The 25,591-nt window shown below is 35.8% G+C and carries 19 protein-coding genes; 5 read left to right on the plus strand and 14 right to left on the minus strand.

Annotated elements, in window-relative coordinates; genetic code table 11:
- Positions 1–263: 263 nt before the first annotated feature.
- From JOC83_RS14885 to JOC83_RS14910, 6 genes are all read right to left on the minus strand, one after another.
- Positions 264–737, minus strand: a complete 474-nt coding sequence (locus JOC83_RS14885; protein WP_205188176.1) for a peptide-methionine (S)-S-oxide reductase — start codon at positions 735–737, stop codon at positions 264–266.
- A gap of 385 nt (positions 738–1,122) precedes the next feature.
- The gene (locus tag JOC83_RS14890) at positions 1,123–1,470 is read right to left on the minus strand and encodes a DUF1761 domain-containing protein (RefSeq protein WP_205188177.1); all 348 of its coding nucleotides are present in this window, start codon (positions 1,468–1,470) and stop codon (positions 1,123–1,125) included.
- Between the two features lie 337 nt (positions 1,471–1,807).
- Entirely contained in the window at positions 1,808–2,077 is a 270-nt protein-coding gene (locus JOC83_RS14895; protein ID WP_205188178.1) for a hypothetical protein, read from the minus strand.
- Complete coding sequence (locus tag JOC83_RS20350; RefSeq protein WP_205188241.1) at positions 1,992–2,486, minus strand: PfkB family carbohydrate kinase; 495 nt, start codon at positions 2,484–2,486, stop codon at positions 1,992–1,994. The genes JOC83_RS14895 and JOC83_RS20350 overlap by 86 nt, the downstream gene beginning before the upstream one ends.
- Before the next feature lie 121 nt (positions 2,487–2,607).
- A complete protein-coding gene (locus JOC83_RS14905; protein ID WP_205188179.1) occupies positions 2,608–3,258 on the minus strand; it encodes a bifunctional 4-hydroxy-2-oxoglutarate aldolase/2-dehydro-3-deoxy-phosphogluconate aldolase in 651 nt (216 codons plus the stop codon).
- Positions 3,259–3,510: 252 nt separating this feature from the next.
- Positions 3,511–4,899, minus strand: a complete 1,389-nt coding sequence (locus tag JOC83_RS14910; RefSeq protein WP_205188180.1) for a PTS transporter subunit EIIC — start codon at positions 4,897–4,899, stop codon at positions 3,511–3,513.
- Between the two features lie 315 nt (positions 4,900–5,214).
- Here JOC83_RS14910 and JOC83_RS14915 point away from each other — a divergent pair, with 315 nt between their 5' ends.
- A complete protein-coding gene (locus JOC83_RS14915) occupies positions 5,215–6,414 on the plus strand; it encodes an enolase C-terminal domain-like protein (protein ID WP_205188181.1) in 1,200 nt (399 codons plus the stop codon).
- A 91-nt stretch (positions 6,415–6,505) separates the two neighbouring features.
- On the plus strand, positions 6,506–7,252 hold the full coding sequence (locus JOC83_RS14920) for a GntR family transcriptional regulator (protein ID WP_239583553.1): 747 nt from the start codon (positions 6,506–6,508) through the stop codon (positions 7,250–7,252).
- A 523-nt stretch (positions 7,253–7,775) separates the two neighbouring features.
- Here the strand turns inward: JOC83_RS14920 and JOC83_RS14925 are convergent.
- The 8 genes from JOC83_RS14925 to JOC83_RS14960 all read right to left on the minus strand — a co-directional run bounded on the left by JOC83_RS14925 (position 7,776) and on the right by JOC83_RS14960 (position 23,314).
- Positions 7,776–8,648 carry a toll/interleukin-1 receptor domain-containing protein gene (locus JOC83_RS14925; protein ID WP_239583568.1) on the minus strand — a complete coding sequence of 291 codons (873 nt, stop codon included), beginning with the start codon at positions 8,646–8,648 and terminating at the stop codon, positions 7,776–7,778.
- A gap of 178 nt (positions 8,649–8,826) precedes the next feature.
- Positions 8,827–10,131 (minus strand): GTPase, encoded by a 1,305-nt coding sequence (locus tag JOC83_RS14930; RefSeq protein WP_205188183.1) that lies wholly within the window; start codon positions 10,129–10,131, stop codon positions 8,827–8,829.
- A 129-nt stretch (positions 10,132–10,260) separates the two neighbouring features.
- Positions 10,261–13,803, minus strand: coding sequence for an AAA family ATPase (locus JOC83_RS14935; RefSeq protein ID WP_205188184.1), 3,543 nt, complete (start codon positions 13,801–13,803; stop codon positions 10,261–10,263).
- A 212-nt stretch (positions 13,804–14,015) separates the two neighbouring features.
- Complete coding sequence (locus tag JOC83_RS14940; RefSeq protein ID WP_205188185.1) at positions 14,016–14,345, minus strand: helix-turn-helix domain-containing protein; 330 nt, start codon at positions 14,343–14,345, stop codon at positions 14,016–14,018.
- Between the two features lie 109 nt (positions 14,346–14,454).
- Entirely contained in the window at positions 14,455–17,442 is a 2,988-nt protein-coding gene (locus tag JOC83_RS14945) for a type III restriction-modification system endonuclease (RefSeq protein WP_205188186.1), read from the minus strand.
- Positions 17,443–17,456: 14 nt separating this feature from the next.
- On the minus strand, positions 17,457–19,298 hold the full coding sequence (locus JOC83_RS14950) for a site-specific DNA-methyltransferase (protein ID WP_205188187.1): 1,842 nt from the start codon (positions 19,296–19,298) through the stop codon (positions 17,457–17,459).
- A complete protein-coding gene (locus tag JOC83_RS14955) occupies positions 19,299–20,063 on the minus strand; it encodes a DUF4391 domain-containing protein (RefSeq protein WP_205188188.1) in 765 nt (254 codons plus the stop codon).
- A gap of 8 nt (positions 20,064–20,071) precedes the next feature.
- Positions 20,072–23,314 carry a helicase-related protein gene (locus tag JOC83_RS14960; protein ID WP_205188189.1) on the minus strand — a complete coding sequence of 1,081 codons (3,243 nt, stop codon included), beginning with the start codon at positions 23,312–23,314 and terminating at the stop codon, positions 20,072–20,074.
- Between the two features lie 294 nt (positions 23,315–23,608).
- Between JOC83_RS14960 and JOC83_RS14965 the strand changes: the two genes are divergently transcribed.
- The 3 genes from JOC83_RS14965 (at position 23,609) to radC (ending at position 25,454) form a co-directional block, all read left to right on the plus strand.
- A complete protein-coding gene (locus JOC83_RS14965; protein WP_205188190.1) occupies positions 23,609–23,839 on the plus strand; it encodes a hypothetical protein in 231 nt (76 codons plus the stop codon).
- 46 nt (positions 23,840–23,885) lie between these two features.
- Positions 23,886–24,614, plus strand: coding sequence for a hypothetical protein (locus JOC83_RS14970; RefSeq protein WP_205188191.1), 729 nt, complete (start codon positions 23,886–23,888; stop codon positions 24,612–24,614).
- 231 nt (positions 24,615–24,845) lie between these two features.
- The gene (gene radC / locus JOC83_RS14975) at positions 24,846–25,454 is read left to right on the plus strand and encodes a RadC family protein (protein ID WP_205188192.1); all 609 of its coding nucleotides are present in this window, start codon (positions 24,846–24,848) and stop codon (positions 25,452–25,454) included.
- Positions 25,455–25,591 lie beyond the last annotated feature (137 nt).

A 25,591-nucleotide genomic window follows, 5' to 3' on the forward strand; every position in this document is an offset into this window, starting at 1 on the left:
TTAAAGTCATCTCAGAATACTATAAAAGCCGTCGCTACTAATAGTGACGGCTTTTATAATATATTTTGTACTATTTATTATGTTAGGGTTTCGCCCGATACACCTGCTCGAACAAAATCAAGCACATGAACTGATTTCAGGTTCACTTAGATTTTCTTGCACCTTTTCATCTAGTAATTTGATGATATTCCTTTTCGCATAAGCTCCTAAGCACTTTGTATGTGCTGCAATTCCTGGCTCTACAAACATGTTGTCCACATGCGTTAAATCTTATATTTATTTAAAGTCTCTTTAGGAATATGACAATAATCATCTGGGCATCTCTCTAGCCTGTCCTGATGTTCCTCCGCACTTCTCACGTAGTTGGTAAGAGGAAGAACTTCCACAACAATACGGCTCGCATCACTTCTCTTATCAATAAAGGCTCTCGCCTCTTCTAAATGCTTATGATCTTCACTGTACACGCCCGTTCTGTATTTCTCTCCTATATCATTTCCTTGTTTATTCAAGCTGTACGGATCAATGATCTCGAAGTAATAGTCCATTAGCTTTTCCATCGTGACAACAGCTGGATCAAACTCTGTTTTTACACATTCCGCATAGCCATCATAGTCACCCTCAAGTGTGTTGCTGGCTCCATTCGCTCTTCCCGCTTCTGTAGACGTAACACCAGGTAACGTTTTAATAAATGCCTGCACTCCCCAAAGACACCCTCCAGCAAAATAGACAACTGCCATTTATCTCACCTCTTTGTATTGAAGGATGGACGAAAAAATGACCGGATCCCCCATTCAATTTAGAAATCATTCTATCTCATTATACCAAACGACAAATTAACAATTGAACGTAACGTATCGATTATAACCAAAGATAGGAGACTAGAAGTGGCTTTAGTCATGGGTGATGTGGGGTCTTTGGAGCTTTTTGTTTGTATTGCGTGTGGTGTATGTAAATGAGGTTTAATTCAACTTCTATTCATCTGCTTACTACTTTCTTTATGTTTATTCTGCCAAATTAGATACCTGTTTGGTTTTTTTTGGTCCTGTTTCTTCCTATCACAATTGGTGTGAAATTACAGTTTTTCACAGTTAATAAACTGTAATTTCAACCATGTTCTTTCTATTATGCAAAAAACCCATGAACTGCACCAAGGATGGTAAAGATGACAAAATGATCGCCAATTGCTATATAGCAGGCCCTTTTCTCTATCAATCCGAACATCGTATTTTTTACATACACGATGCTGATGAGAAACCCAATAGCCATTCCAGTGAGTGCCCCGCCTAAAATACTTTCTACTCCTGTTGCTTGTACAATGGTCCCTACTAGAAAAGAACTGACAAACGCAACGAGGACAGAGACGACATATGCAATCGGATGATTCTTTTTATTTCTTAGTAGGATGGAATAATAGATTCCCCCGTATAGCATGTAAAGTATTGCTCCTACGATAAACGCTGTTAAAAACATCTTGTTGCCTCCCATATTCATTTTTTTCTCTACGCTTATTTTACACTACAAAAGTCATGTTTTTTCATTTAAATAAAGAAAAGCACTACAATAACGTAGCGCTTTTCTATTCGCTTACTTTCATTTTCCTTGATAGTAAAGATTGAGTATTATTCTATTTAGATATTTAGCAACTTCATTAGGGATTTATTAATAATGGGTATGAAATTCTGGTTTATCATTTCTTATGGTAGGGTTTTACGTAGTGTATCTAAATGAGGTTTTTTAGTAATTTTAATGTCTTCTTTGATAAGCCTGACCTATAAATGGCTTTATCTCATCTAAAGTTTATTTATAGTTAAAATCTATCTGCTATCACTTTTAAAGTAATTGCCATTCTTGCTAATTCAGTTGCTGATAGAGAATTACTACTAGTATATTTTATTTCTCTCAAAGTTGAATAAAACACCTTAATGTGAGGATAAAGCTTGCTCATTTTTTCATAATAAAAAGAAACATCATCCAGATTTACTCTATTTTCTTCAATATCTAAAAGAGGAATTGCATCTAGCCTGCCTGCCGAACAATAATCTACGAATGGAAGAAGCGTTGAGAGTACTTTTTGCATGAGAGTGCGTCCATAATTTAGCCCGATAATTAATATGAAAGCTAATTTTTACTTTACGTCGCTTTGCTTCTTTCATTAGTTGTAGTGTAAGTATTCCCCAGTTGCTTGACATAGCCGGAGTAATTCCTGAAATATGTAATAGTTCCACATTATGAAATAAATTATCCATTGACCATTCTAAGATATCCATTTCCGAGAAGCTAGAATTGGCGCGATCATAGATGACTGAGGAAGTACGTTCACCAACACCATTTTCCAAAAAACAGAACCCCAGTCTAGGACCATCGAAGATTATTAAATCAGTTGCCACCCCATAATGCTTAAAATGTCTTTTTACAGCTAGCCCCAAAGAATTATCAAGCACCTTGCTAGCAAAAAATAAACTATGGTTAAAATTAGCCAGACTAATCGCTACATTGGCTTCACTACCACCATAATGTACTTGGAACTGATTTCATTCACTTAATCTAGTATCCATACTAGTTGATAACCGTAACATCACTTCACCTAAGGTCAAAACTCCACCCATTTTATTTGTCTCCTCTGATATCCTTAAGACGTTGTATATATTGTTTGGCCAAATTCGTAATTTCATCAAAACCACCGGTTTTAGCAGGTGCTAATAAGTTTCCCCCCACTCCAACAGCAATACTTCCACTTGCAAACCATTGATCCATATTTTCCAAGCTTACACCACCGGTAGGCATGACATTAACCTGCGGTAACGGGGCTTTTATTACACTTACAAAGCTAGGACTAAACGCACTGCCTGGAAAAAGTTTTATTATATCCACACCTGCTTTTAAAGCATTGGATATTTCCTTTATACTCATACACCCTGGAAGATAAGGTATCTGATATAAATTACAACATTCTGCTGTTTTCTGATCAAAGAACGGACTTACAATATATTCAGCTCCAGCCATAATAGCAAGTCTTGCTGTAGTAGCATCTAAAACGGTACCTGCTCCTATTACTATTCCTTCACTGTTTGTATACTTGTCTTTCAATTCACGAATTATTTCTTCTGCATTTGGAATTGTAAAAGTTAATTCTAATCCTGTTATACCTCCCTTAACGAGGGCCTCTGATGTTCTAAAGGCCTCATTTTTTGAATCTGCTCTTATAACAGCAATTACACCACTATTAATTAATTTATTTAAAGTTGCGATCTTTCTCATATGTCCTCCCCTGATAAGTATCTTTTCTATAAATATCTAAAATAAATGCTTGACCACCAAAAGGAAGCCAAGCATTTATTTTCGTGTAATAGATAAGGCTATTTGTTTATAGGCATTTTGATTGGTTCAGAAGTCGCGCCTATCATTACTTTTTTTATAAAGAGGCGTTTAATAATTTATTTAATAATTTTTTAAAAATTCGTTTTCAATCAATATCTAAAATGGAGATGAAATTTTTCATAATGGATGTAACTATCCAATTCTCTTCAAAGTGGCATTGTTAAATGTATTACCACTATGAGATTTTTTCACAGAAAAATACGTAATGAGAAAGGAAGTACTAATAGCTATTACGATGCCAATTAAAGCATACGGAAAATATGGACCTACATATGCAACTAAACTTACGATACTTGATAGGATATATCCATATATCCTAACACCCATCATAGCAAAGAATGTCGCGGCTACTGCGCTGCCGATCGTACAGCCTATAAATGCTTTTCGATTCTTAATCAGCACACCAAATAAAGCTGGTTCTGTAATACCTAACAGGGCAGAAATAGTTGCTGAAAGAATAATAGATTTCTCTGATTTACTAGTAGTTGTAAAGAACATCGCAAACGTTGCACCTGCTATAGCCATATTTGTCATAAACATCATCGGCATTAGCATGTCAAATCCTTTATCTGCGAAGTTTTGGAGTGCGATGGGAGTCATTGCATGATGCACACCAAATACAATTTCAATTGGTCTAAGACCGCCCATGACAACACCAGCTAAGATTGGAGAAATATTAAATAAAGAATCTACCATAAACGCTAATCCCTTACCAACGTAACTTCCTAATGGTCCAGTTACGATTAACGCAAAAGGTAAAGAGATAAGTAAGGTAAATGTAGGAGTGAAAACAGTTCTCAGAACATTAGGCATATACTTATCAACATTTTTTTGAATATAACTTAGTGCCCAAATTGATAAGATAATCGGTATAACATTACCTGCATAGTTAATGACTGGTACTGGGAGCCCTAAAAAATGAATTTGACTTATTTCACCCAATTTAGCAGCATCATTTAAAGTTGGGTACATAAAACCAGCTGCAATAGCAATGGCGAGATACTGATTTGTTTTAAATATTTTGGATGCTGAAGCCGCTATGAAAAATGGTAAGAAATAGAAAACGCTACTTGCAATCAAGTCTAAAATTTTTACTGTTTCAGTATCCGTTGATAGTACTTTTAATGCAATGAGACCTGCTATAATCCCTTTGACCATCCCAGCACCAGCAATAGCCGGAACAATTGGACCAAATACACCTGAAACAACATCCAATAAGCGTGAGAAGAGGCCTTTTTTCTTTTGATTAGCATGGTCATTTTCCTGCACATCATCCATTCCTAGCTCTTCTGCTAATGTAGAATAGTATTTCTGTACGTTTGTCCCCATGATGATTTGATATTGATCGCTTTGTAGCTGTTCACCAATAACCCCATTTAATTGTTTAACCTCATCATGCTCAATTAAAGAATTGTCATATAAATCAAAACGCAACCTAGTCATACAATGCCAAGCTTTCCTGATATTCTTTTTTCCGCCTACATGTTGGATAATTTTTTTTACAGTTTCTTTTTCTTTCATGTTTTCTTCATCTCCTAGAGAAAGAAATTAATAAATTCAAAATCTTTAGATATTAAATTACAATTCGAATTGACATGCCAATGATAACACAGTAAAAATTAATTTGAAAACGCTTCAAAAAGGACCAAAAAAAAACAAGAAACCTTATTCTATCAGAGGTTTCTCCATGTATTTAAAAATAATTGGTACGGTAAATTTTATAAATAAACCTGCTTCCCATACCAAATTGACGCTGTTGTTTTTATTATGTTTTAATTTAAGTATAAATTGCTTCGAGTTGACAATTGCAATTTAAAAAGAGAGGAAGAATCACAGTTGGAACCTACAATTATAACGGATGTAAAATCATTTGTGACTAATCCACATAGACATAACCTTATTGTCGTTAAAATAGAAACAAATAAAGGTATTCATGGATATGGGTGTGCAACTTTTCAACAACGACCTTTAGCTGTACAGGCCATTATTGATGATTATTTAAAACCTCTACTAATAAATCTTGATGCGAATCATATTGAAGACATATGGCAGATGATGATGGTTAATTCTTATTGGAGAAACGGTCCTGTTATTAATAATGCTATTGCTGGTGTAGATATGGCTTTATGGGAAATAAAATCCAAATTAGCCGATATGCCACTTTATCAATTATTTGGAGGAAAGTCCAAAGAGGCTATTGCCGCCTATACGCATGCTGATGGATTGTCACTAGAAGAACTTTTTTCAAATGTTGATTCACTAATCAAAAGAGGATATAAGCATATTCGTTGTCAATTAGGGCTATATGGTGGCAAGAATCAAAATATGCACTTAACACAAGAGTTAAGTGCAGGAGTATACTTTGATCCAGACATCTATATGAAAGATGTCGTGAACATGTTTAAATCTTTACGTGAAAAATACGGTTATGATATTCATTTTCTTCATGATGTTCATGAAAGGTTATTTCCTAACCAAGCACTACAATTAGCAAAAGATCTTGAACCATTTAAACTTTACTTTTTAGAAGATATTTTACCTCCTGATCAAAATGAATGGTTATCTCAATTACGAGCACAGTGTACTACACCCTTAGCAACTGGAGAATTATTTAATAACCCAACTGAGTGGAGAAATCTGATTGTAAATCGTCAAATTGATTTTATCCGCTGCCATGTGTCACAAATTGGAGGAATCACACCTGCACTAAAACTAGCCGCGTTATGTGAAAATTTTGGTGTTCGAATTGCTTGGCATGGACCATCTGATATGACTCCTATTGGAGTTGCGGTAAATACGCACTTAAATATTCATCTTCATACGGCAGCAATACAAGAGATACAAGAACCAGATGAAACGACGAAACGAATGTTTCCTAACTCCGTTGAAGTAGTTGATGGATATATTTATCCTATCGAAAGAGTTGGAATTGGCGTAGATTTTGATGAGGATATGGCCAAAAATTATCCGGTTATTTATCGCGAACACGAATGGACACAGGCACGTATTCCAAATGGAGCTATTCACACACCATAAAGAACAGAGCTTTTTTCTATCATTACCTCTAGAGCACTTACGCTCTAGAGGTGTGTTTAACTAAAAGAAGCTATAGTATATGAGTATATGAATGAAGAAAGCCATTTTATTGAGGTATAAAATGATGAAAAAACGAGATTTTATTGCTAATGATATTCTAAGCAAAATTTATCAAAATAAATACAAAGCAGGTGAAAAGATACCTACAGAAAGGGATCTTGCAAAAAATTATGAGGTTTCGCGATATACAATTCGAGAGGCCTTGAAAAAACTTATGAATATTGGATGCATAAAAATCATTCAAGGATCCGGTGTTTTCGTACATGAAACAAAATATAAAAGCCCATTAATTTACAATTCTCTAACAGAAAAAAAATTCAAAGATATTCAATCTAAAATCATCTATTTTAAAAAAGTTCCACCTGATAATAACTTAGAGAAAATTTTTGATCTAAGTGGTAATCAAACGGATTTATGGGAATATCAACGAGTGCGAATTGTGGACTATCAAAAAGTACAAATTGAGACCACAAGATTACCCTTTTCTTACTTTCCCAAGCTTAATGAAGAAGAAGTGAAAAAATCCGTCCATGATTATGTACAACAATGTAATTATAAAATATCTCACTTTATCACATCCTATAGTTCTGTAAATGTAAATAAAGAGGAAGCTGATATTCTTAATTGTAAAAAAGGAAGCGCTGCGATGAAAATTATTAATAGAGGAATCCTTCAAAACGGCAAAGTATTTGAATATAGCGAAATAATTAACTTGGATTATTCTGTTACCTATTTTACACCATTTAATCCTTATAGTCATAAGAACAGAAAGAATTAAACATTGCTAATAACCCTCTCGTTCCGTTTGAGATGACGGTCTGATGGAAAAACAGATAAAAAAACCTCTAACTTTCCGAGGATAAAATCTGATTTATAAATGAGTGGTTGACACTAACGGATACAAACGCCGTGTTTTTGATAATCCAAACTAGAGTCACTTTTAAGAGGTTCTATCACACAAACAATGAGGCACAGATCCCAATTCTATCAACCTCTCATATGAAAACTCATTTCATATGAGAGGATGAAAAGGATAATTGACAGAGCTCGATTTCATAATATCAAATTTTTAAAATTAGGCTTAACCAGCAAACTATATTTATTTCGTCCTCATTTTTGCTTTCATAGTCTATAAAATTTTTTAAGAGAAGTTTAATTCAACTCCTCTTAAAAAATTGCAGTTATTTATGATACGGTTCACCGTAACGTTGGATAGGGTAAAATAAAATAAAGGGTAGAGGGGAACATCTGTATTACCTTCTACCCTTTCAATATACATTTGACTTGTTTCCTACTACGGCCTAAACATGAATTAGTGGTATGCCACTAAATTGGTCATCTGATGTCGCTCTCATTAGTCCTTTTAACTGGATAGGTGAATTTGTTTTGCTCTTTACATTCACTTTCAATGGAAATGTTGGTGTTGTACTCCTACTTACACCTATAAAAATTGCATTAGCATGTGTACCGTCATTTAATTGAATATTTGAAGTGAAACTATTATTATACATACTTTCGTTTGTAACTTTGAATTCTATTTCGCTTTCATCGTTATCTAACAATATAAGATATCTTGAGATCGGCTCTGCATAAGACTCAGCTTTAAATTCTATGTTTACTTCACTAATAGAAAGCTTTGTTACATACCCTCGTACATTTTCGTATCTTTGTAATCCAGGACTATATGTATTTCTCCCATTAACAACATCAACCATTTGTCTAACTGCATATTCAAGTCCTTTTCCATATACATCAATGTACAATGTTTGTAATAGTATAATGGGCATGAGACAATCATCCAATTTTACAGGTATGAATTTTATACCCGTATTGTTACTTGCTCTCATCAACATATTCTGCCATTCGAGCTGAACCATACTGCTTTGTAAACTGTTTTTGGATACAAAGAAAAAAAAGAATTTACATTCTGATAGTCCTTCAGTCATCTTATCAATGATCCCATCACCTGGCTGTATTGACCAGCTATCGTAAAATATATTTTCTTGACCAAACGTGTTAACAAAGATTTGTGCTATTGGTTCAATTATTTGTTTGTCACTGTGTGTATGACTAAAGAATATCATTGAGTTCCCCAACTCCTGTCCCATATCATTTTGCGCTAGTATCGCACGTAAAACAATAACCTCGCTCATATTCTCTGTAGTTATGTTCATATTCAAGTAATGCTTCTTCTCTATTCTTTAAATGTAGCCAGCCTCCATCACGGAGTAAGCCATTCAACTTTTTATATCTGGAATTACCCTTAGGTATATATGAACAATCATCTTCATGGATCGTGACTTTTTTAGTGGGTATATCAACATTCAACCACATAATATCCCCCCTCCTTATTTATTCAGGTGCTTTATCTTTACCTTCTTCACTTGCTTTTTTCATAATTGTATCTAGCTCGTCTGTCCCTTTTTTATCAATATAATATGCCTGTGCTGTTTTCCCAATTGCATACGTACCTGAGAAAGCCAGTGTGCCGCTCACTGCACTTCCCGCCCCTGGAAATACAAGGTTAAGGAGTTTGCCTCCTTGTTGAGCAAAAGTTCTCAATCCATAACCAAGAGCGCCGACACCACCAATACTAAGTAAAAATTCCTTTGCAGTATCCTTATCAATATCAGATCCACTTAAATACGCAATGAATATTACTAGTATTAATTGTATTGGTACTAGTATCGCTATGTCACTAAACGGAATTGGAGTAAGAGCTATAGTAGAGCTTGCAATAGCAAAACCATTGATAATCAGGTTAGATATTTTTCTAATTGCGGTATCAATCCTTGTTGTCATCATTAAATATATGGAAGCACGAAAATCTATATTATTTTCCAAAAAATCTATTAATTCACCAATATTGTACCTTCCATCAAAATCAATTGTAAGTTCTTGTTGTTCTTGGACGCTTAATAAATGTGGGTCTTCTTTGTTCCATTCTATATAAGTCGATACAGGTATTACCGTTGAACAAGCAACATTTAAGTTCTTGAGTAATTTTTCCATTTGTACTTTTTTATCTTGTATATTTCTTAATTTTGAGCTTGTATATTTTTCGGGCTCTTTTATCCTTGATGGTTCTAAGTCATCAACGTGAGTGAGCACAGTAACCAATGGAATTTCTGTACCGATTTCTTTATATAGCTTCTTAATATAATCTACATCTTCATCCATTCTCGCCCGCTCTGTGGCATCCGATAGAAAAAGAACAGCATCTGGGTCAAAATCCTCGATTGCATTTTTGAAATCTTCCTCTGCCGTAGTTTCTTTTTCATTAGTAGATTCGGCGATCCCCCTTGTATCTATAACTTCAAAAAGTATATCCCCCTCAATTTCATAGTTATATCTACTCAATTGATTCGTTCCGATTTCTACTGGGCTAGTTTTAGCAATGTATTTTCCAAATATCGCATTAATTAAACTGCTTTTTCCAACACCCGTTCTACCTACTAGAATAAGTCTCGGAGGTCTTCTTTCTTTAAATCCAGCGATAACGTCGTTTATTTCTTTATTGCTAAAAATGATTTTCTTCACCTGTTCTTTAGCACCTTCAGGAAGCTTTACAGGAAGTGTTTCTATTAGATTATCTAGGTCGTCATATAGGTTTATTATTCTATTTAATCTTGTTTCAAAAAGTTTCTTATCTATCATTCAAATGCACCCTCCACATTCTTATAATATAGCTCAATATTACCGCACAATAATTACCAATAAATAAAACTTTTTTAGTCAACATACTTAGGCCAGAAATTAAGGAGAGGAATTGACCTCTCCTGCTTTTTATTTATTTAGACTATCCAGGATCACATTTCTCCAAGCTTTTGCGTCAACACCATTAAGATCATCTGTAACAATAAGGCGTTGAGAGAATCTATGTTTCTCGTACCATTTCTTTTTCTTTTCCCAATGCTGACGGTAGCTTGGAACATTTAACATACCAAGATGTTCGATATACCATTCCTCACCGCTGTACTGAAGGGTAAAGTCTGGTCGATAGAATGTTCCATCGTCTGCATATAAAGGAACATCGTATTGGAAAGGAATGTCCTCTTCAAACAGGATGTTAGCAATAATGACTTCATTTTTAGATTGAACCATATGGTCAGAAAGAGTTCGATGTATCTTCCCTTCTTCATACCATTCATCCATATTAAAAAATTCTAATGGGATAGGCTCAAATTCGAAAGTTGATGAGTTAATCTTAATTAGCTCAGATGCTTCTTTCCTGCTCAAACTTAGTAATGGTGATATATCTTCCTCTACGAACAGTGTTGTATGCACTTGAGCCCTTGTAATACCTGTATAAAAGAGTTCCTTTGAAAGTAAACGTTTCTTACTTTTCGGCAGCACAAAGTAGACTCTTTTAAATTCACTTCCTTGGGACTTATGAACCGATATCGCATAAGCTAATTCCAGATTTTCTTCTACGGCCGACTTTGAATCAAAACTTACTCTGTAATGTTCCTTTCGATTGAATAGAACTTGGAACTGTTTTAACCTAAACTTATTCCATAGCCATTTCTTCTTGTCGAATGGATGAACATGGACAAAGCCTAACTCGCCATTAAATACTTGAACTTTTTCATTTGACTTTGTTAGCATATTATAGGCATAGTAAGGGTTTGACTTTGGACGGTTTTTATACTGAATAACTTTGTCAAAATAGCTAACGCCACCGAGGTTGCCTTTGTTTGTTTTTATAGAACCATTAAACACATCTTGAATTAATTGATTAATTGCCTCCGTGCCAAATGCTTCTCCTCTGTAGGGCGAGATGATTTGAAATGCCTCTGCACTTTGATTCCCATCTTCCTGATTAAGCACCCTAAAGTCTTCCCATAGCCGATCTGGGTCTACCTTTTCACCGCTTATTTCCTCGATATCACTAATAATTGTTTGGTATATCTTCCGTTTAAGTTCTTCTCCGTCATTCCAGTATACAACGCTTAAATCTTTATCAATTTTCCCACCTTTTTGTACTTTTTGTAATACTTCCTCAGAATTGATTTCCTTTTCCACATTAGAGCCTTCGGTATAGAGACTGGCAAGCTTTAAAGATATACCGCCGCTTTCTAGCTGCCTGCAATTCGTTTTTAACATTCCTACTGATTCAGGAAATTTATTTTTCAACCAATGTAATATGTCTGCAAAAGGCTTACCCACTCCTATTGGTGGTAGCTGATTGACATCTCCAACAAAAATCAGCCTTTGGACAGTATTCAAGTTTATCGCTTTGAACAGAGTAGCCAACAAATTGACGTCTATCATAGAAGCTTCATCGATGATATATGTGTTTACGTTTGTCTCTACTGTTCCGCCACTTCTCTTAAAAGTCATATTATTATTTAACCAGCCACGCTTGGCTAAGAATGAATGAATCGTCTCGGCAGCCTTGCCTGTTCTCTCCCTTAATCGATCCGCTGCTTTCCCTGTCGGAGCTAATAACTGAAATGTAGTTCCTTCACCGTGTGCTTTCATTATTCCATTAATAATAGATTTAAGTATTGTTGTTTTCCCTGTCCCTGCTTCTCCATGAATAATTGATATTGGCTGTCTAAATATTTGACGACATATCTCAACTTGCTCATTTAATATGCTCTTATATTGATCTGGAGCTTTTTCAAGAATTGGGCTATCAGGGCTGTATAGCATATTCTCCCAATCATCATCTGTAACTGGATACTTGAGGGTTATTTTAGACCGTGATAGCAAAGTGCGGATAACCTTTTCAATTTGTCTTTCTAGTTCATGAACATGTTTTCGATATAAATAAATTGACTGGTCTGTCTTTCTTATATAGAGGCTTTTGGCCAACTCATCTTCATCTACTTCTATATGCCGCATTGTAAAAGAATCTTTTTTATATTCAGGCATGTGTGAAAGGCTTTTGTTTAACTTGTTTAAAATCTGTTTCGCATCTAAGAATGCATGTTGGTTAAACTGCTTTAGCACTTCACAACAGAGTGCTTTTAGTCTTCTTGGGTCATCTGTGTCCATTAAACTTTCTTCCCCTAAGTCTGGAGAAGGAAAAATTCCGTGGTCAATCTTATAAAATGTTATTCTATCATCCGTGTCATCACCGATATATTCTTCGTTTAGTAAATATGGATTTTCAATTATTTCACTTAGAGATGAATATATCCCTGATTCTTCTCTATTCTCACTAACAATTCTTTCAATCTGCTCTTTTGACAGATCGAAACGGGGAAGAACGTCTTTAAGCATAATCCGCTCTTCGTCTTCTTTGATTTTCCAATGTCTTTGTATTTTTTTCAATTCCGCTTTATCAATATTTAAAGAGGCTGGCGTCTCAGCTTTTCCCTCAAGCATGTCAAAAAGCGTTTCTTTGATCTCCCTGATATCTGTTTTGGCGATTTGTGTTTTTATATAGGGAATTGCTTTTGAAAAATTTATGTAGTTCATAGCTGCTGGTAATCCAGGCAAAAGGCCTCGGTGTTCCCATAGCTCATTTATTAAACTACTTAACCAATTTATTCTTTGATTCCAATCTTCAGTGGTATCACCAATCTCTTTAAGAGTATGAGCAATATCTAAAAAACGCTCGATTAGGCCTAAAGCTTCGTCATCACTGAATTTCCGTGTACCATATTTGAAGTTCCGTTGATTTTCGGGAATAAAAGCTAACTTTGAAAGGATTTCTTCATTGTCCATATAACGGTGATAAGGAATTCTCATACCCTCTTCAGCATAATTGGATTGAATGACACGTCCCCACACAAAACCTCCGAATCTATTCAGACTTTCCTCACTTTGGTTTTCGTAGGTCATTTCATCTCCAATTTTCTTTAAGCGAGCCACACCAACCAGGACATATTTTTTATCTTCACCGCTAAAAGGGTTATCATAGTTTGCATAATAGAAAATTAATGACGTACCTTGCTCTAAATCGGCAAAATACTCCCTCATATTTTTAGCTCTTAATTCAGGATCAAATCTTCCATTGCTTTTAGCACTCTCATCATACATAGCCTCATATGGCCATGTACTAATAGAGTATGGTGGCATAGTCCACTTTGCTGTTTTGGTATTATCGTTAAAAAATCCTGGTGGTTCATTCTCCGCAGTAATTTCACGGTCACCAAAAGCATTAATACTATACGAGCATGGGAGAACTTTTGTTAACTCCGCTGCATGCTCTCCGCTGTTTTCTTCTTCCCATTCTAAATTACGTTGACTGGCAATTACATCTCCTGGGTAAGAGTACCTACCCACACAATAAACATTCTCACTCGGATTATTGCATACTCTTCCATTCCATCCATTATCATGCCAGGCAATTCTTACAGATAAGTGATTAGGCAATGAAAACTCCCCCTCATATTGCATCTATTCAAAAAAAATAATCAATATGTTCAATAACACCAGAAATCTCCTTATATTTCCTATTTTACTACAAGTATTTGGTTAGTTCGATTGAATTCTTCATTTAATTTCCATTCTTGGCCTTATAAATACGAAAAGCAGCCCAATGTTTCTTAGGCTGCTCTGTAATACGGAATTGTATGATACTGTAATCATTCTTTATTCAGATACTCTTCTATTTTCATTTTCACTTTTGTTCGAAGGTTCTCATGACCATTTTCAATCTTTGATAAGGTTTCTAGACCAATGCCTAGTTTCCGTGCTAGCTCTCTTTGTGTTAGGCCTTCGGCTTTCCTTTTACAAAAGACGTCCATTGCTAATGATGAAGGCAACTCGTAAGCATCGCTGTCATCATCCCAATCTGGTTCCCAGTCGCCATTCCCTTTATTAAACTCCATGTCCAGGTATTCCTCTATTCCCACTAGCGCTCTGAGTTCTTCTTCTGTTTCATACATGAAACCATGGCATAAATTGCTCTTCATATCATCCGCACCTTTTAGTCAAATTACAAACAGAGTGTATTGTGCTTATCTCGTCTGTTAATTTGAGTAGAACCATTGGGCACAGATAATGCAAGGGTAAAATATGGGTCTATATTCCCATTTTGAATTTTTCATAGCTATTAGCGAGCTTGTATGTGACCCCGTTCTCCAATGCCGCAAAGTGCTTCCGACCACATGTGATCTTCCCATCTTCTTTCAATCGCAGATCCTCCTGGTCAGTGCTCCCCTTTGTTTCAACAACGAAAAATAGAGTTTCTACTCCATCTTTTTCAACCAACACTGCCCAGTCAGGGTTATAATTGCCCAGCGGTGTATCTATTACAAATGATGAAGGGAGCTTAACAAACAACTTAACGTCTTCATCATTGTTAAGCTTTTCTGCAAATGCTCGCTCCACATTGGAATCATAGCGAATATAGTTATAGATAGATTTATCATGTGACACTTCGACTGCATTAGCCTTCATGTAACCGACAAGCTCTTGATGCTCGAATAAAGATTGTTGATAAAATGCATGGTCACCTATACGCTCATATTTAATGCCATCCACAATTAACTTCTTCTTTTCTCTGTTAATGATTTTCATCACAGCTTCCATGAATGCTTGTGGATTTTTTTCAAAGTCTTTCAAGCGTTTGGAGCCAATTAAGATGTCAACAAGTGTACGTCTTTTAAGGTTGGTCTGTTCCTGTAAATAACGGAGGATGTCTGGCAGACGCCGTTTCTCTTCAAGCGCTTCATATACACGCATAGTCTGCCCTTCACCAGACACCCCTGATTGGTCCACTTTCAATAGGGCGTTTTCTCGTTTAATTTTCCTTGCCTTAAATGCATCCAGCTTTTGTATCGCATCTATACAACGGCTCTTAAGTGTATCGGAGTCCAAATCTACTGAGTAAGTCGTTTTGTATTTTATCTGGTTCCACAGTTGATTAAACTCGTCGCTTAGGAGAACTTCTTTATTCAGCTTAATATCCACTTCGTCTTTCTTATTGAAGATTGGCAGCTTCTTTATGGAACTTCTTATGATTCTTTCAATATCCTGCTTTATTTCCTTAAATTCATCTGGAACATCGAAAGTTTCAGCTGCAATTGCTTCCTTCAGCTTGTTCTCAACTTTTCCTTTTTTATCAAGGAATTTTTCTTTAACAAGGAAGGAATACACTTTGGTAGAATAGTCATAGCCTATTTCCTTGGACTCTCCAGTGACCTCATCTGTCAAAGTAATTGAAGAGAAAGATTGTTCTTCAAGGTATCCAAACTTAACACCTGTCTCATCTTCCATTTCCTTCTGAAGCGATTCTGCAAATTGTTGGTACGATTCATTTGCTATTACTGTGAGGACATTGATATTTTCATCATATTGTCTTTGTCCATCTTGATTCACAGATAAGCGCAATCCACGACCAATTTTTTGCCGCTTAGTAAAAGGGTCCTTGGTTTCAACTAAAGTGCATATTTGGAAGACATTTGGGTTATCCCATCCTTCTTTAAGGGCAGAGTGGGAAAAGATAAATCGCAACGGCGTCTCAAAGCTTAGTAGCTTTTCTTTTTCTTTCATGATGAGTTCAAATGCTGATTCATCATCTTTATTCGACCGCAGGCTGCCATCTTTCGCAACTTTACTGTCTTTATAGTTTCCACTCTTATCCTTTGAAAAGTATCCGTCATGAACCTCTTCAGCACTTTGGTTCGAAATATACTGGTCTTCTTCAAAGAGCGATCGATATTTAGGTAACCTAATAAGGGAAGCATACTCTTCTTCAAAAATTTCGGCATACTTTCCTTTTTGCCAAGGTTGTCCTTTTGGATAAACTCGATAGTTTTCTACTTTGTCTATAAAGAAAAGAGTAAGTACTTTGATTCCTTGGTAGACAAGCCTTTTTTCCTTATCCAAATGAGTGCGAATAGCTTCTCTTATTTGATATCTCTTAAGCAGATCATCATCAATACCACCAATTGATTCTCCTAGTTTCAATGCCTTACCGTTTTCAAATTCAACCATTTCGTTTCCAGTATAACAATCGATACCTTCTACAATATATCCACGGTAGAGTTCCCGCTCACCAGATAATAGATATAAGTTGTTCTTATTGTTAGGATTTATTTCTTTTTTCACCCTGGTAACAGAACCATTTTTCTTTTTCTCATCTATTTCCACAGTGGCCTTATATCCGTTTGTATTGGAGACACTCAACAGCTTAATGTATGGGTCGTTATAGTCGTCATCAGAATTGACGGATAGTACTTCAATTTTCTTAACAAGCTTCTTCTCATAAGCATCAACGGGGTCTAGCTTGTACATTAGATTGTATGTGTCCCTATGAGTAGCAGAATACCGCAATTTACAAAGTGGTTTTAATGAAGCGATAGCTTCCTTTGCTTTATCAGTGTTATCAACACTTTGTGGCTCATCAATTATAACGATAGGGTTTGTTTCTTGAATAAATTGGATAGGCTTTTTGCCATTCATTGTGTCTCTTTCACGGTGAATAAGGTTAGCCTTGTTTTCCTTTTCTGGGTCATCAAAGCTTTTCTTAAAGGCGTCAATATTAATAATCATTACTTCAATATTGGAGCTTGTTGCATATTCACGTACCTGTTCCAGTTTGGAAGAATCATATTTAAAGTAGTTACAATGCTGCCCAGGATACTCGTTTGCAAAATGCTCTTCTGTCATCTGCAACGATTTGTATACCCCTTCACGAATTGCCACACTAGGCACAACAATGATGAATTTTGAAAAACCATACATTTTATTTAACTCAAAAATACTTCTAGTATAAACGTATGTTTTTCCCGTTCCTGTTTCCATCTCGACTGTAAAGTTCCAGTCTTGAATACTTGTACTCTTTTTAAGATGATTTCTCACCTGTACCTTTTGAACATTTTCAAGAACTTCCGTTTCAGACAACTCCAGCTTGTTTCCGATTCCTAGCTCTGTAATTTCTTGTCCGACAATATCGCCCATACTAACGGTAAAGTTAGACACTTTTACTGTTTGGCCTTCAAAGATATCCGTAATGGAATGAATGGCATCAAGCTGATATTGTTGTTCATCAAATTTAATCTTCATGTTACCACTCCTTTTTAAATCACTCTAATATCTTCTACACCATAACGCTTAAGGATTTGTTGGGCATTTGTACGTACTCTATCGTCTATAAACCCTTCATCATAGAATACAATTCGGGCTGGTTTTTCTTTTGCCATTTCTTCAATTTCATACAATGTTAAATCTCTTTCTAAACAAACTAGTAAGTAGCCTAATCCAATAGTAAATACAGTCTTTCCTGCAATTTTAGTTTCCTTAATTGGAACTGTTAAATCGATACCATATTTGAGTAAAACCTCGTATACAACATCTTCCTGAGAACGCCCCTCTTTTATTGGTTCAACGAAGTCAAGTAAGCTTCTTTCTAAATTTAGTGACTCTTCATCCCATGTTTTGAGGTTAGTTTCATCCAATTTAAAACATTTAAATCCACTGTCTATTTGCACCACACTATTATTGTGGATCTCATTTTTTATCTTCTCAGCTACACGTCGTATCCGTTCTTTACCTATTTCAGACATATTTAATGGTTTATTTAACAAAGTTAAAAAATCATATGCAGCTTTTTGATCTTTGTTTTTATCGTCCAACAACTCAGGTAGTTGCACCAAAATAAATCTTCTACTTTGACCATCATCAATATTTTGTTGAAGAGTTGCATGTGCCGTTGAACCTGAACCAGCAAAAAAGTCTAGTATTATATCGTCATTTTTAGCATTAGATATTTGTATTAAATTTTTTATTAATTCAGTAGGTTTAGGATTACTAAATATATTTTTTACACCCATTAATTCATATGTTTCATTATTTGCACCTTGATTATGACCGAAATCTTTTGCATCCCACCAGTTATTTGCACATTGTCCCTCTTCTTCTCGTTCAAACTTATAGTATTTTTTTCTTGGAGAACCATCTCCGTTCTTTGGAAAATATATTCTATTGTCATCTAACAACCTTTTATAATTACCATAATCCCCCATCCACTCTCCATCATAAACTACACCTGTTGGTGTAGTAATTACATACTTAGACCCATTCTGATCAGAGCCAACTTTCCAAGGTTTTGATGCCCACTCTCCCCTTGGGTCATTGTCTGGATTACTAAATTCACCAGTAAGGCCGATTTTGCCAACTCCAGATGCTTTTAATTCTGATTTGTTTTTAGCATATACAATTATATGTTCCGCAACTAAACCAATCAGTTTTGTTTTATCGTTAGGTTGGTTATGTCTTCTTCTCCAGTGGATGTGACCTTCAAAATTTTCTTCTCCAAATATTTCATCACATATCTTCCTCAAATTGTGAATTTCTTTATCACTTATACTAATAAAGATTACACCGTCTTCTTTAAGGAGATTTTTTGCGATTTTTAATCTTGGATACATCATATTTAACCATTTAGTATGAAACCTGCCATATGTTTCGGGATTGGATTTCATATTTTCATTATTTTTTATTTTATAGTTTTTAAGATTATCAGAGTAATCATCTTCATATATGAAATCATTTCCTGTATTGTACGGAGGATCAATATATATCATTTTAACTTTATTCCTATACGAGTTTTGCAATACTCTAAGAACCTCGAGATTATCGCCCTCAATATATAAATTTTGGGTATTACTCCAATTTACGCTTTCATCTTTACAAGGAAGAAGTGTACCCGTTGTTTGCTTTTGTGCTAGTTGAATCGCTTCTGTTTTACCATTCCAGGTAAATTCATACCGTTCCTTTTCTTTTTCTACATTTTCACCAAGAGCAAGACGTAACCTATCAATATCGACTTTGTCTTCCGTAAATACTTCTGGAAATAATTCTTTTAGCTTTTCAATATTTTCTTGTACTACATTGAATGTTTTTCCTTCTAATTTCTGCAATTAGCACAACTCCTTAATTTGTTGTAATTGAGTATTGATTTGTTGTTCTTGTCGCTTTATCTTCATGTGCAAATCCATCTTTGCACCAAAATCAAGTTGCCCTTTCTGCTCCTGCTGCAATTGTTCAACTTCCTTACGATGTTTCTGAACATTACTAAATATGTTGACCGCTTCTTTGCGATTGTCTGAACTGGTTGGTATTGTCCCTATTAACTGAATTAATTCTTCACATATTATCCATTGATGAATATCCTCGTAAATGCTATGTAGGTTTTCAAAAGATAAATATGAAACGACCAATGAGTTCAGTAAATTGGAATATGCGGTATTTTCTTCCCTCGGGTTAAACCAGTCGGTAATGGTGGGTTGTTCGACAACAACTTTAGTCTTGTCATTTTTATTAAGTCTTTTGTGACTGGTACTCAAAAGAATCTGACCTTCTGAAGAACCCACTATTAATACGACTGGATTAGGGATAGACTTATGAACAGCACCAATAATCCTATTTATATTTTTGTCCGTTCGAAGCTCAACGTATATCCATACTACTTCTGCATAATTGAATTCGTCATCTTGGTAGATTGGGATATTCATACTCTGTTGATTCATAACACTTAATAGAAAAATCCCCTCTATCTGGGAAGTGAACATTTCCTTCTCGGTTGTGGAAAGGTCCGCTTGTGTAAAAAATGCTTTCTTTGGTATCTTACGGTTTAGCACAGCACGTTGAGGTATCTGCAACCGATTAATCAACCATTCCCTCATTCCATCACCTACTTTATCACTAAAAATGAGATTAATTCAAAGTCTTCCGAGGTTGTAGCTGTATCCTGTAAAAGACTAGAAATTCCGAGACTGAACAATGACTCCATACCTTGCTCTTCTACAATACCGAGAACAAATTCGACTGCCTTGTCTAGTAGATACTTGTAAGTAGACATGTCGTTCATATCCTCTGTTTCTTGTGCGAACTGATGAATCAACTCGTTGAACACGTCCCCTTGACCATTAGCAACTTTACGGAAGAGATCCAGTATCTGCTTTGTCTTTAAATGTCCTAGTCGAACCTCTCCATCCATATTCATATACACCAGATAATATGGATAAAGTGCGCTTGTTTCTTTTACTGGTGCTGCTGCATTGCGTTGTTTGATGCAGAATATTACCCCTGGTTCGGTATCAGAAGACGGAGCCAACTGAAGCGATGTAACTGCATGTAATCCTAGAGGGGCTGTCTCAACTTTCTTCTTATTGGTATCCATGTAATCAAGCAAATCCATTTTAAAGTCGTTCAGGGTCAAATCTGTGATAGAGATTCCTCCAGAAATGTCTTCCAAATCAACAACCTCTTCTTGTAACTGCTTCAGTTGCTTTTTACGGTATTCCAAATCGTTCATTTGCTTCTTTTCATCGTATTCTATTACGTTCTCTTCACCCGTTGCTGAAATATCAAGGAGTACCATTCTGCCACTGACACGTGCTTCTAAATTAATGTACTCATCAAGATCCATGTTCGGCCAGAAGTTCACCAGTTGGATAACATCATTCTTAGAGCCTAAACGATCGATTCGACCAAACCGTTGGATGATTCGGACTGGGTTCCAGTGAATGTCATAATTAATAAGGTAATCACAGTCTTGCAGGTTCTGACCTTCCGAAATGCAGTCGGTAGCAATCAAAATGTCGATCTCATCCCGAATTTTGGAATCTATTTTACTTCTCTCTTTGGATACGGGTGAAAAGTGGGTTAAGATTGCGTTTAAATCTTTCTGGACTCCTTTGAGTGTGGTCTGATTGCCTCCAGAACCTGTTACAAGGGCAGTATTTATCCCATGCTGTTTCGACACCCATTGTGATAACTCACCATATAAATAGCTTGCTGTGTCGGCAAAAGCTGTAAAAATTATGATTTTCTTATTTTCGCCATTGATGGGATGAAGGAGCTTATGGTCAATCATGGATTTAATCTTATTCAATTTGGCATCACGTGGAGCTTGAACTTTTGCTGATTCAATCAGTAGCTGCTCAAGTTTCTCCTTATCATCATGTAAATCTTGCTTCCACTTAATGCGGTCGATATCTTGAAGGAGTACTTTTACTTTCGAACCTATTAGCATGTTTTCCACATCATCATCGTCAACATCGATTTCATTTATATTAATATCGGCATTGGAGTATTGCTGAATATTATCAAGCTTAAGTAACAGATCATCGATTTTCCTCAAAAGAGAAGCTACTGTCATACCAAATGAGTGAATAGAGCTTTCCATCCTTTTAAGTAAGTTAACCCTCATTAAGTGAACTAGACTGCGTTCACGGTCAATTTGTTTAAATACTGAACCGCCTTTTACTTTCTTATCATATTTACGACTATACTCCTCTTGCTTTTCAGGCATTACATACTTTAATGGTGAGTACGCACTTAAATTTAATCTGTTAATGAGCTTATTGACTTCCTTTATTTTAGGGAACTCATTGTACTCATCAATATCGGCATATACATTACTTGGCTTTAATCGTTGTGGGAACTTCCCAATTTCGGACATATCATAGTATTTTTCGATATGTTTTCTTGAACGAGCGATGGTAACTGCATCAAGCAATTTGAAATAATCAAAGTTCAACATTTCCAGGAGATTATCTGATTTTCGCTCTTCTTCATCTAACTTGAGCCATTTATTGAAAGAAAGTTGTGCTTTTCTTAACGTTTGTTCGATACTTTCAATACCTGCTGATTCCAGAGCTTCATCTTTACCTTCCGTAATAAAAGCAACTTGGTTTTTCAAATCATTCATTTTGTTATTTACAGGCGTCGCTGATAGCATTAAGACCTTTGTCTTAACACCTGCTTTAATGATTTGATTCATCAATCTGGAATAGCGAGTTTCCCTGTCATTTCTTGCCTGGTTATTCCTGAAATTATGTGATTCATCAATAACAACTAAATCGTAGTTACTCCAGTTCACAGTAGACAAATTAATATCCCCTGACAAACCGTCTGTACGACTCAAATCGGTATGATTTAACACATCGTAGTTGAAGCGATCAGTAGAGAGGACATTCCTCTTATCATTTTGAGTGTAAATCAGCCAGTTTTCTCTTAATTTTTTGGGGCACAAGACGAGTACTCGGTCATTTCTTAACTCGTAGTACTTAATAACAGCCAGGGCTTCGAACGTCTTCCCCAAACCTACACTATCTGCAATGATACAACCGTTATGCTTTTCCAATTTATCGATAGCTCCGAGAACACCATCTTTTTGGAACTTATAAAGCTTATTCCAGATTGTGGTGTCTTTAAAGCCTGTTTTTGATTTTACAATCGCATCCTCATCGAATTCTTCCAGGTAGTCACTGAAAATATTATATAGCGTGACATAGTAAAGAAACTCTGGAGAGTGATTTTCATAAATTGCTGCGATTCTTTCCAGCACTTCCTCTTTTACCTCTTCAACGATAGCATCGTTCTTCCACACTTCATTGAACCACTGAATATACTGCTTTGTAGATAGAGGTTCGTCCATTAGTGAATTCATATGAAGACTGGGTGAGTATGTATAGCCTAACCCGCTGCTGGTAAAATCCGAGCTTCCTTGAATAGCCACAGATGAACCATCTTTATTTTCAATATGGAACAAGCGATTCTGTGTTAATGGTGATGTCAAGGACTTCATCTTTACTTTTGAACTTATCCAATCAGCACATTCTTTAGCGATTTTCGCCTGTGTAAGTTCATTCCGCATCTTAATTTCGAGTTCTGAACCAGACAACTTTTTCTCTCGATCTGACTTATCAATGTCTGTAGTGCCTTGTGTATGTTTTTCTGAAGTAAAGGTAGGGTCGATAAATAAAAACCGTACCTCATTCACCTTCATTAATTCCTTCTTTAAAGCCTTGAACGCATATATCGTAAAGTAGGATGACATGATCGCTACCTTGGCATCTTTTTTAAAATATGGTTTCAATGCATCTCCCACAATACCAGACCTTTTGTTATCTAACATTTTTCCTATCATCCTTACACCTCCAAAAAATAAAAATATAACTATTCTACTACTTTTATTCTACAAGACTTTCTATCAAGGATAAATCAATTTTACAAAAATAGTAATCTCTATTCTAACCGATTTGTAATATGTAAAAAAATGTAAACCTTATATAGTGAAAAATATTGAAATTTTTTGACCCCAGGCAATGTATTGTATGAAAGGTTTGTACGTTGATTGGTGCCCACCCGTTCCTTCGAAAGGAGGTGAAGCTTCTGTTGCCATCAAGAAGGAACGATTAACTATTGAAAGGAGGTGAGTCAAATGGAAAAGCAGCATAAAAATACTGTAAAGTCATTAATTGTTAAGAATGGTTACTGGACTGGCTTTCTTGTAGCTAACAAAGTGAATCCTGTTCATGTTAAGGGTTGTTGGCAATTAGGATTTAGAGTAAAGGTATCTAGCATAGAAGAACTTGATAAAGCCATTAATAGGTTTGCGTACTACAACTGTAATCGTGAATTAGGGAATCGTGTATCCTTCTATAAAAAGTAGAAGGCTTTTCTTGTAAGGAAAATCGAAATGTGGGAGTGAACTTACAATGCTTGGAGAAAATGGTGTCTATCGTAATGTGATACCCATTAGGGAAAGAAATGTAAAAGTGAGTCTAGTACCAAGTCTAGCTATCTCCTTAGCTGAAGCTAAAGAAAGAATAGATCTGCTAGAGCAATTTGTAAAAGAAATGATGAAAAAAGGCTTGGATTACGGAATGATTGAAGGCTTTCGGAAGCCCACGCTTTTAAAACCTGGGGCAGAGAAGCTTTGTGACATCTTCGGTTTTTCCAAACATGTAGACATTATTAACCGTATGGAAAACTGGGAGAAAGGAATTTTTGCTTATGAAGTGAAAGTGACTCTAGTTAGCAAACAAACAGGTTATATGGAAGCAGAAGGGATTGGGACTTGCAACAACAAAGAACAACCTTTTATTGACCAAGACCCTTTTAGCCTTGTAAATACACTACTTAAGATGGCTAAGAAAAGAGCGTTGATTGATGCTGTACTCTCAGCTACAAGAGCAAGTGGACTATTTACACAAGATATTGAGGACTTATCTATGGAGAACCCAATAAACAAAGGAGGTGAGGCACCAGCCACTGATAAGCAACTACTAATGATTTTCAGAACAGTATCAGAGTTGAATATGCGTCCAGAAGTCGCAAAAGAAATGATGCAAATGATGTTTCAAGTTGATCACAGCACTAAGCTCACAAAACAACAAGCATCCTCTTTCATACAAGACTTGTTACTGTTGAAAATCAAACCTTAATGGAGGTGAGAATGTATGGAATCAGTTAATACCTTGAATCAATGAAGCTCTATGAGTGCAGCACGCATTCATAGGGCTATTTTTTTGCAAAAAAAAGATGAGCCGCTGGAATGGACTCATCAGTAACAATATCAACTAGCTATATCATACAGAAAAAATCTATATCAATCAATTGGGGAGGCGTTCATTCGTCTCTCCTTTTTCATTTCAATTATTAGGAGGAAAAAAATAATGACTACTCAATTCGATAAATTTACATTTAAACTATTGCTGGCTACCACAATCCGTGAAAAGGATGACAGCTACATCGTTAGTGAAATCTTTACCCGCTTCCCTTCAATTCAGGAGTTATTGGATGTTACTGAGGAAGAGCTTCTATCTATTAAAGGTATTGGAAAAATCAAAGCTCAGCAAATTATCGCAGCATTAAGGCTGGCGAGATTAAATCCAACTACGGCAGAGGAAAGATATGCTATCCGTTCACCACGGGATGCATACGATTACCTTAAAGACATGCAGTATCTGACTCGTGAGGAATTCGTTTGCTTAGGACTGAACACGAAGAATGAAATATTGTTTAGACAAACAGTCTTCACTGGCTCTCTTAACGCATCAATCGTTCATCCAAGAGAAACCTTTCTGCCATTAATAAAAAGAAGTTGCGCTAGTTGTATTGTGGCTCATAACCATCCATCAGGACAGCCAGACCCTTCAAGGGAAGACATTGATGTTACGAAACGTCTTGCAGAGGTCGGAAAAGTAGTCGGAATTGAATTGCTTGATCACATAATAATTGGTCATGAAAAGTATGTCAGCTTAAAAGAAAAAGGTTATTTGTAAGAATTATTGTGGGGGCTATCTATATCCAGTTAGCCCTCTATAAATAATATGTCAGCGAAGAATATCTGATTTCTATTAAAATTACACCACCCTTCATACAATCTCCTTCCAAAAGTTGCATAAACCGCTATGTGACA

This window comes from Priestia iocasae, assembly GCF_016909075.1.
In the GTDB taxonomy this organism is placed as follows: domain Bacteria; phylum Bacillota; class Bacilli; order Bacillales; family Bacillaceae_H; genus Priestia; species Priestia iocasae.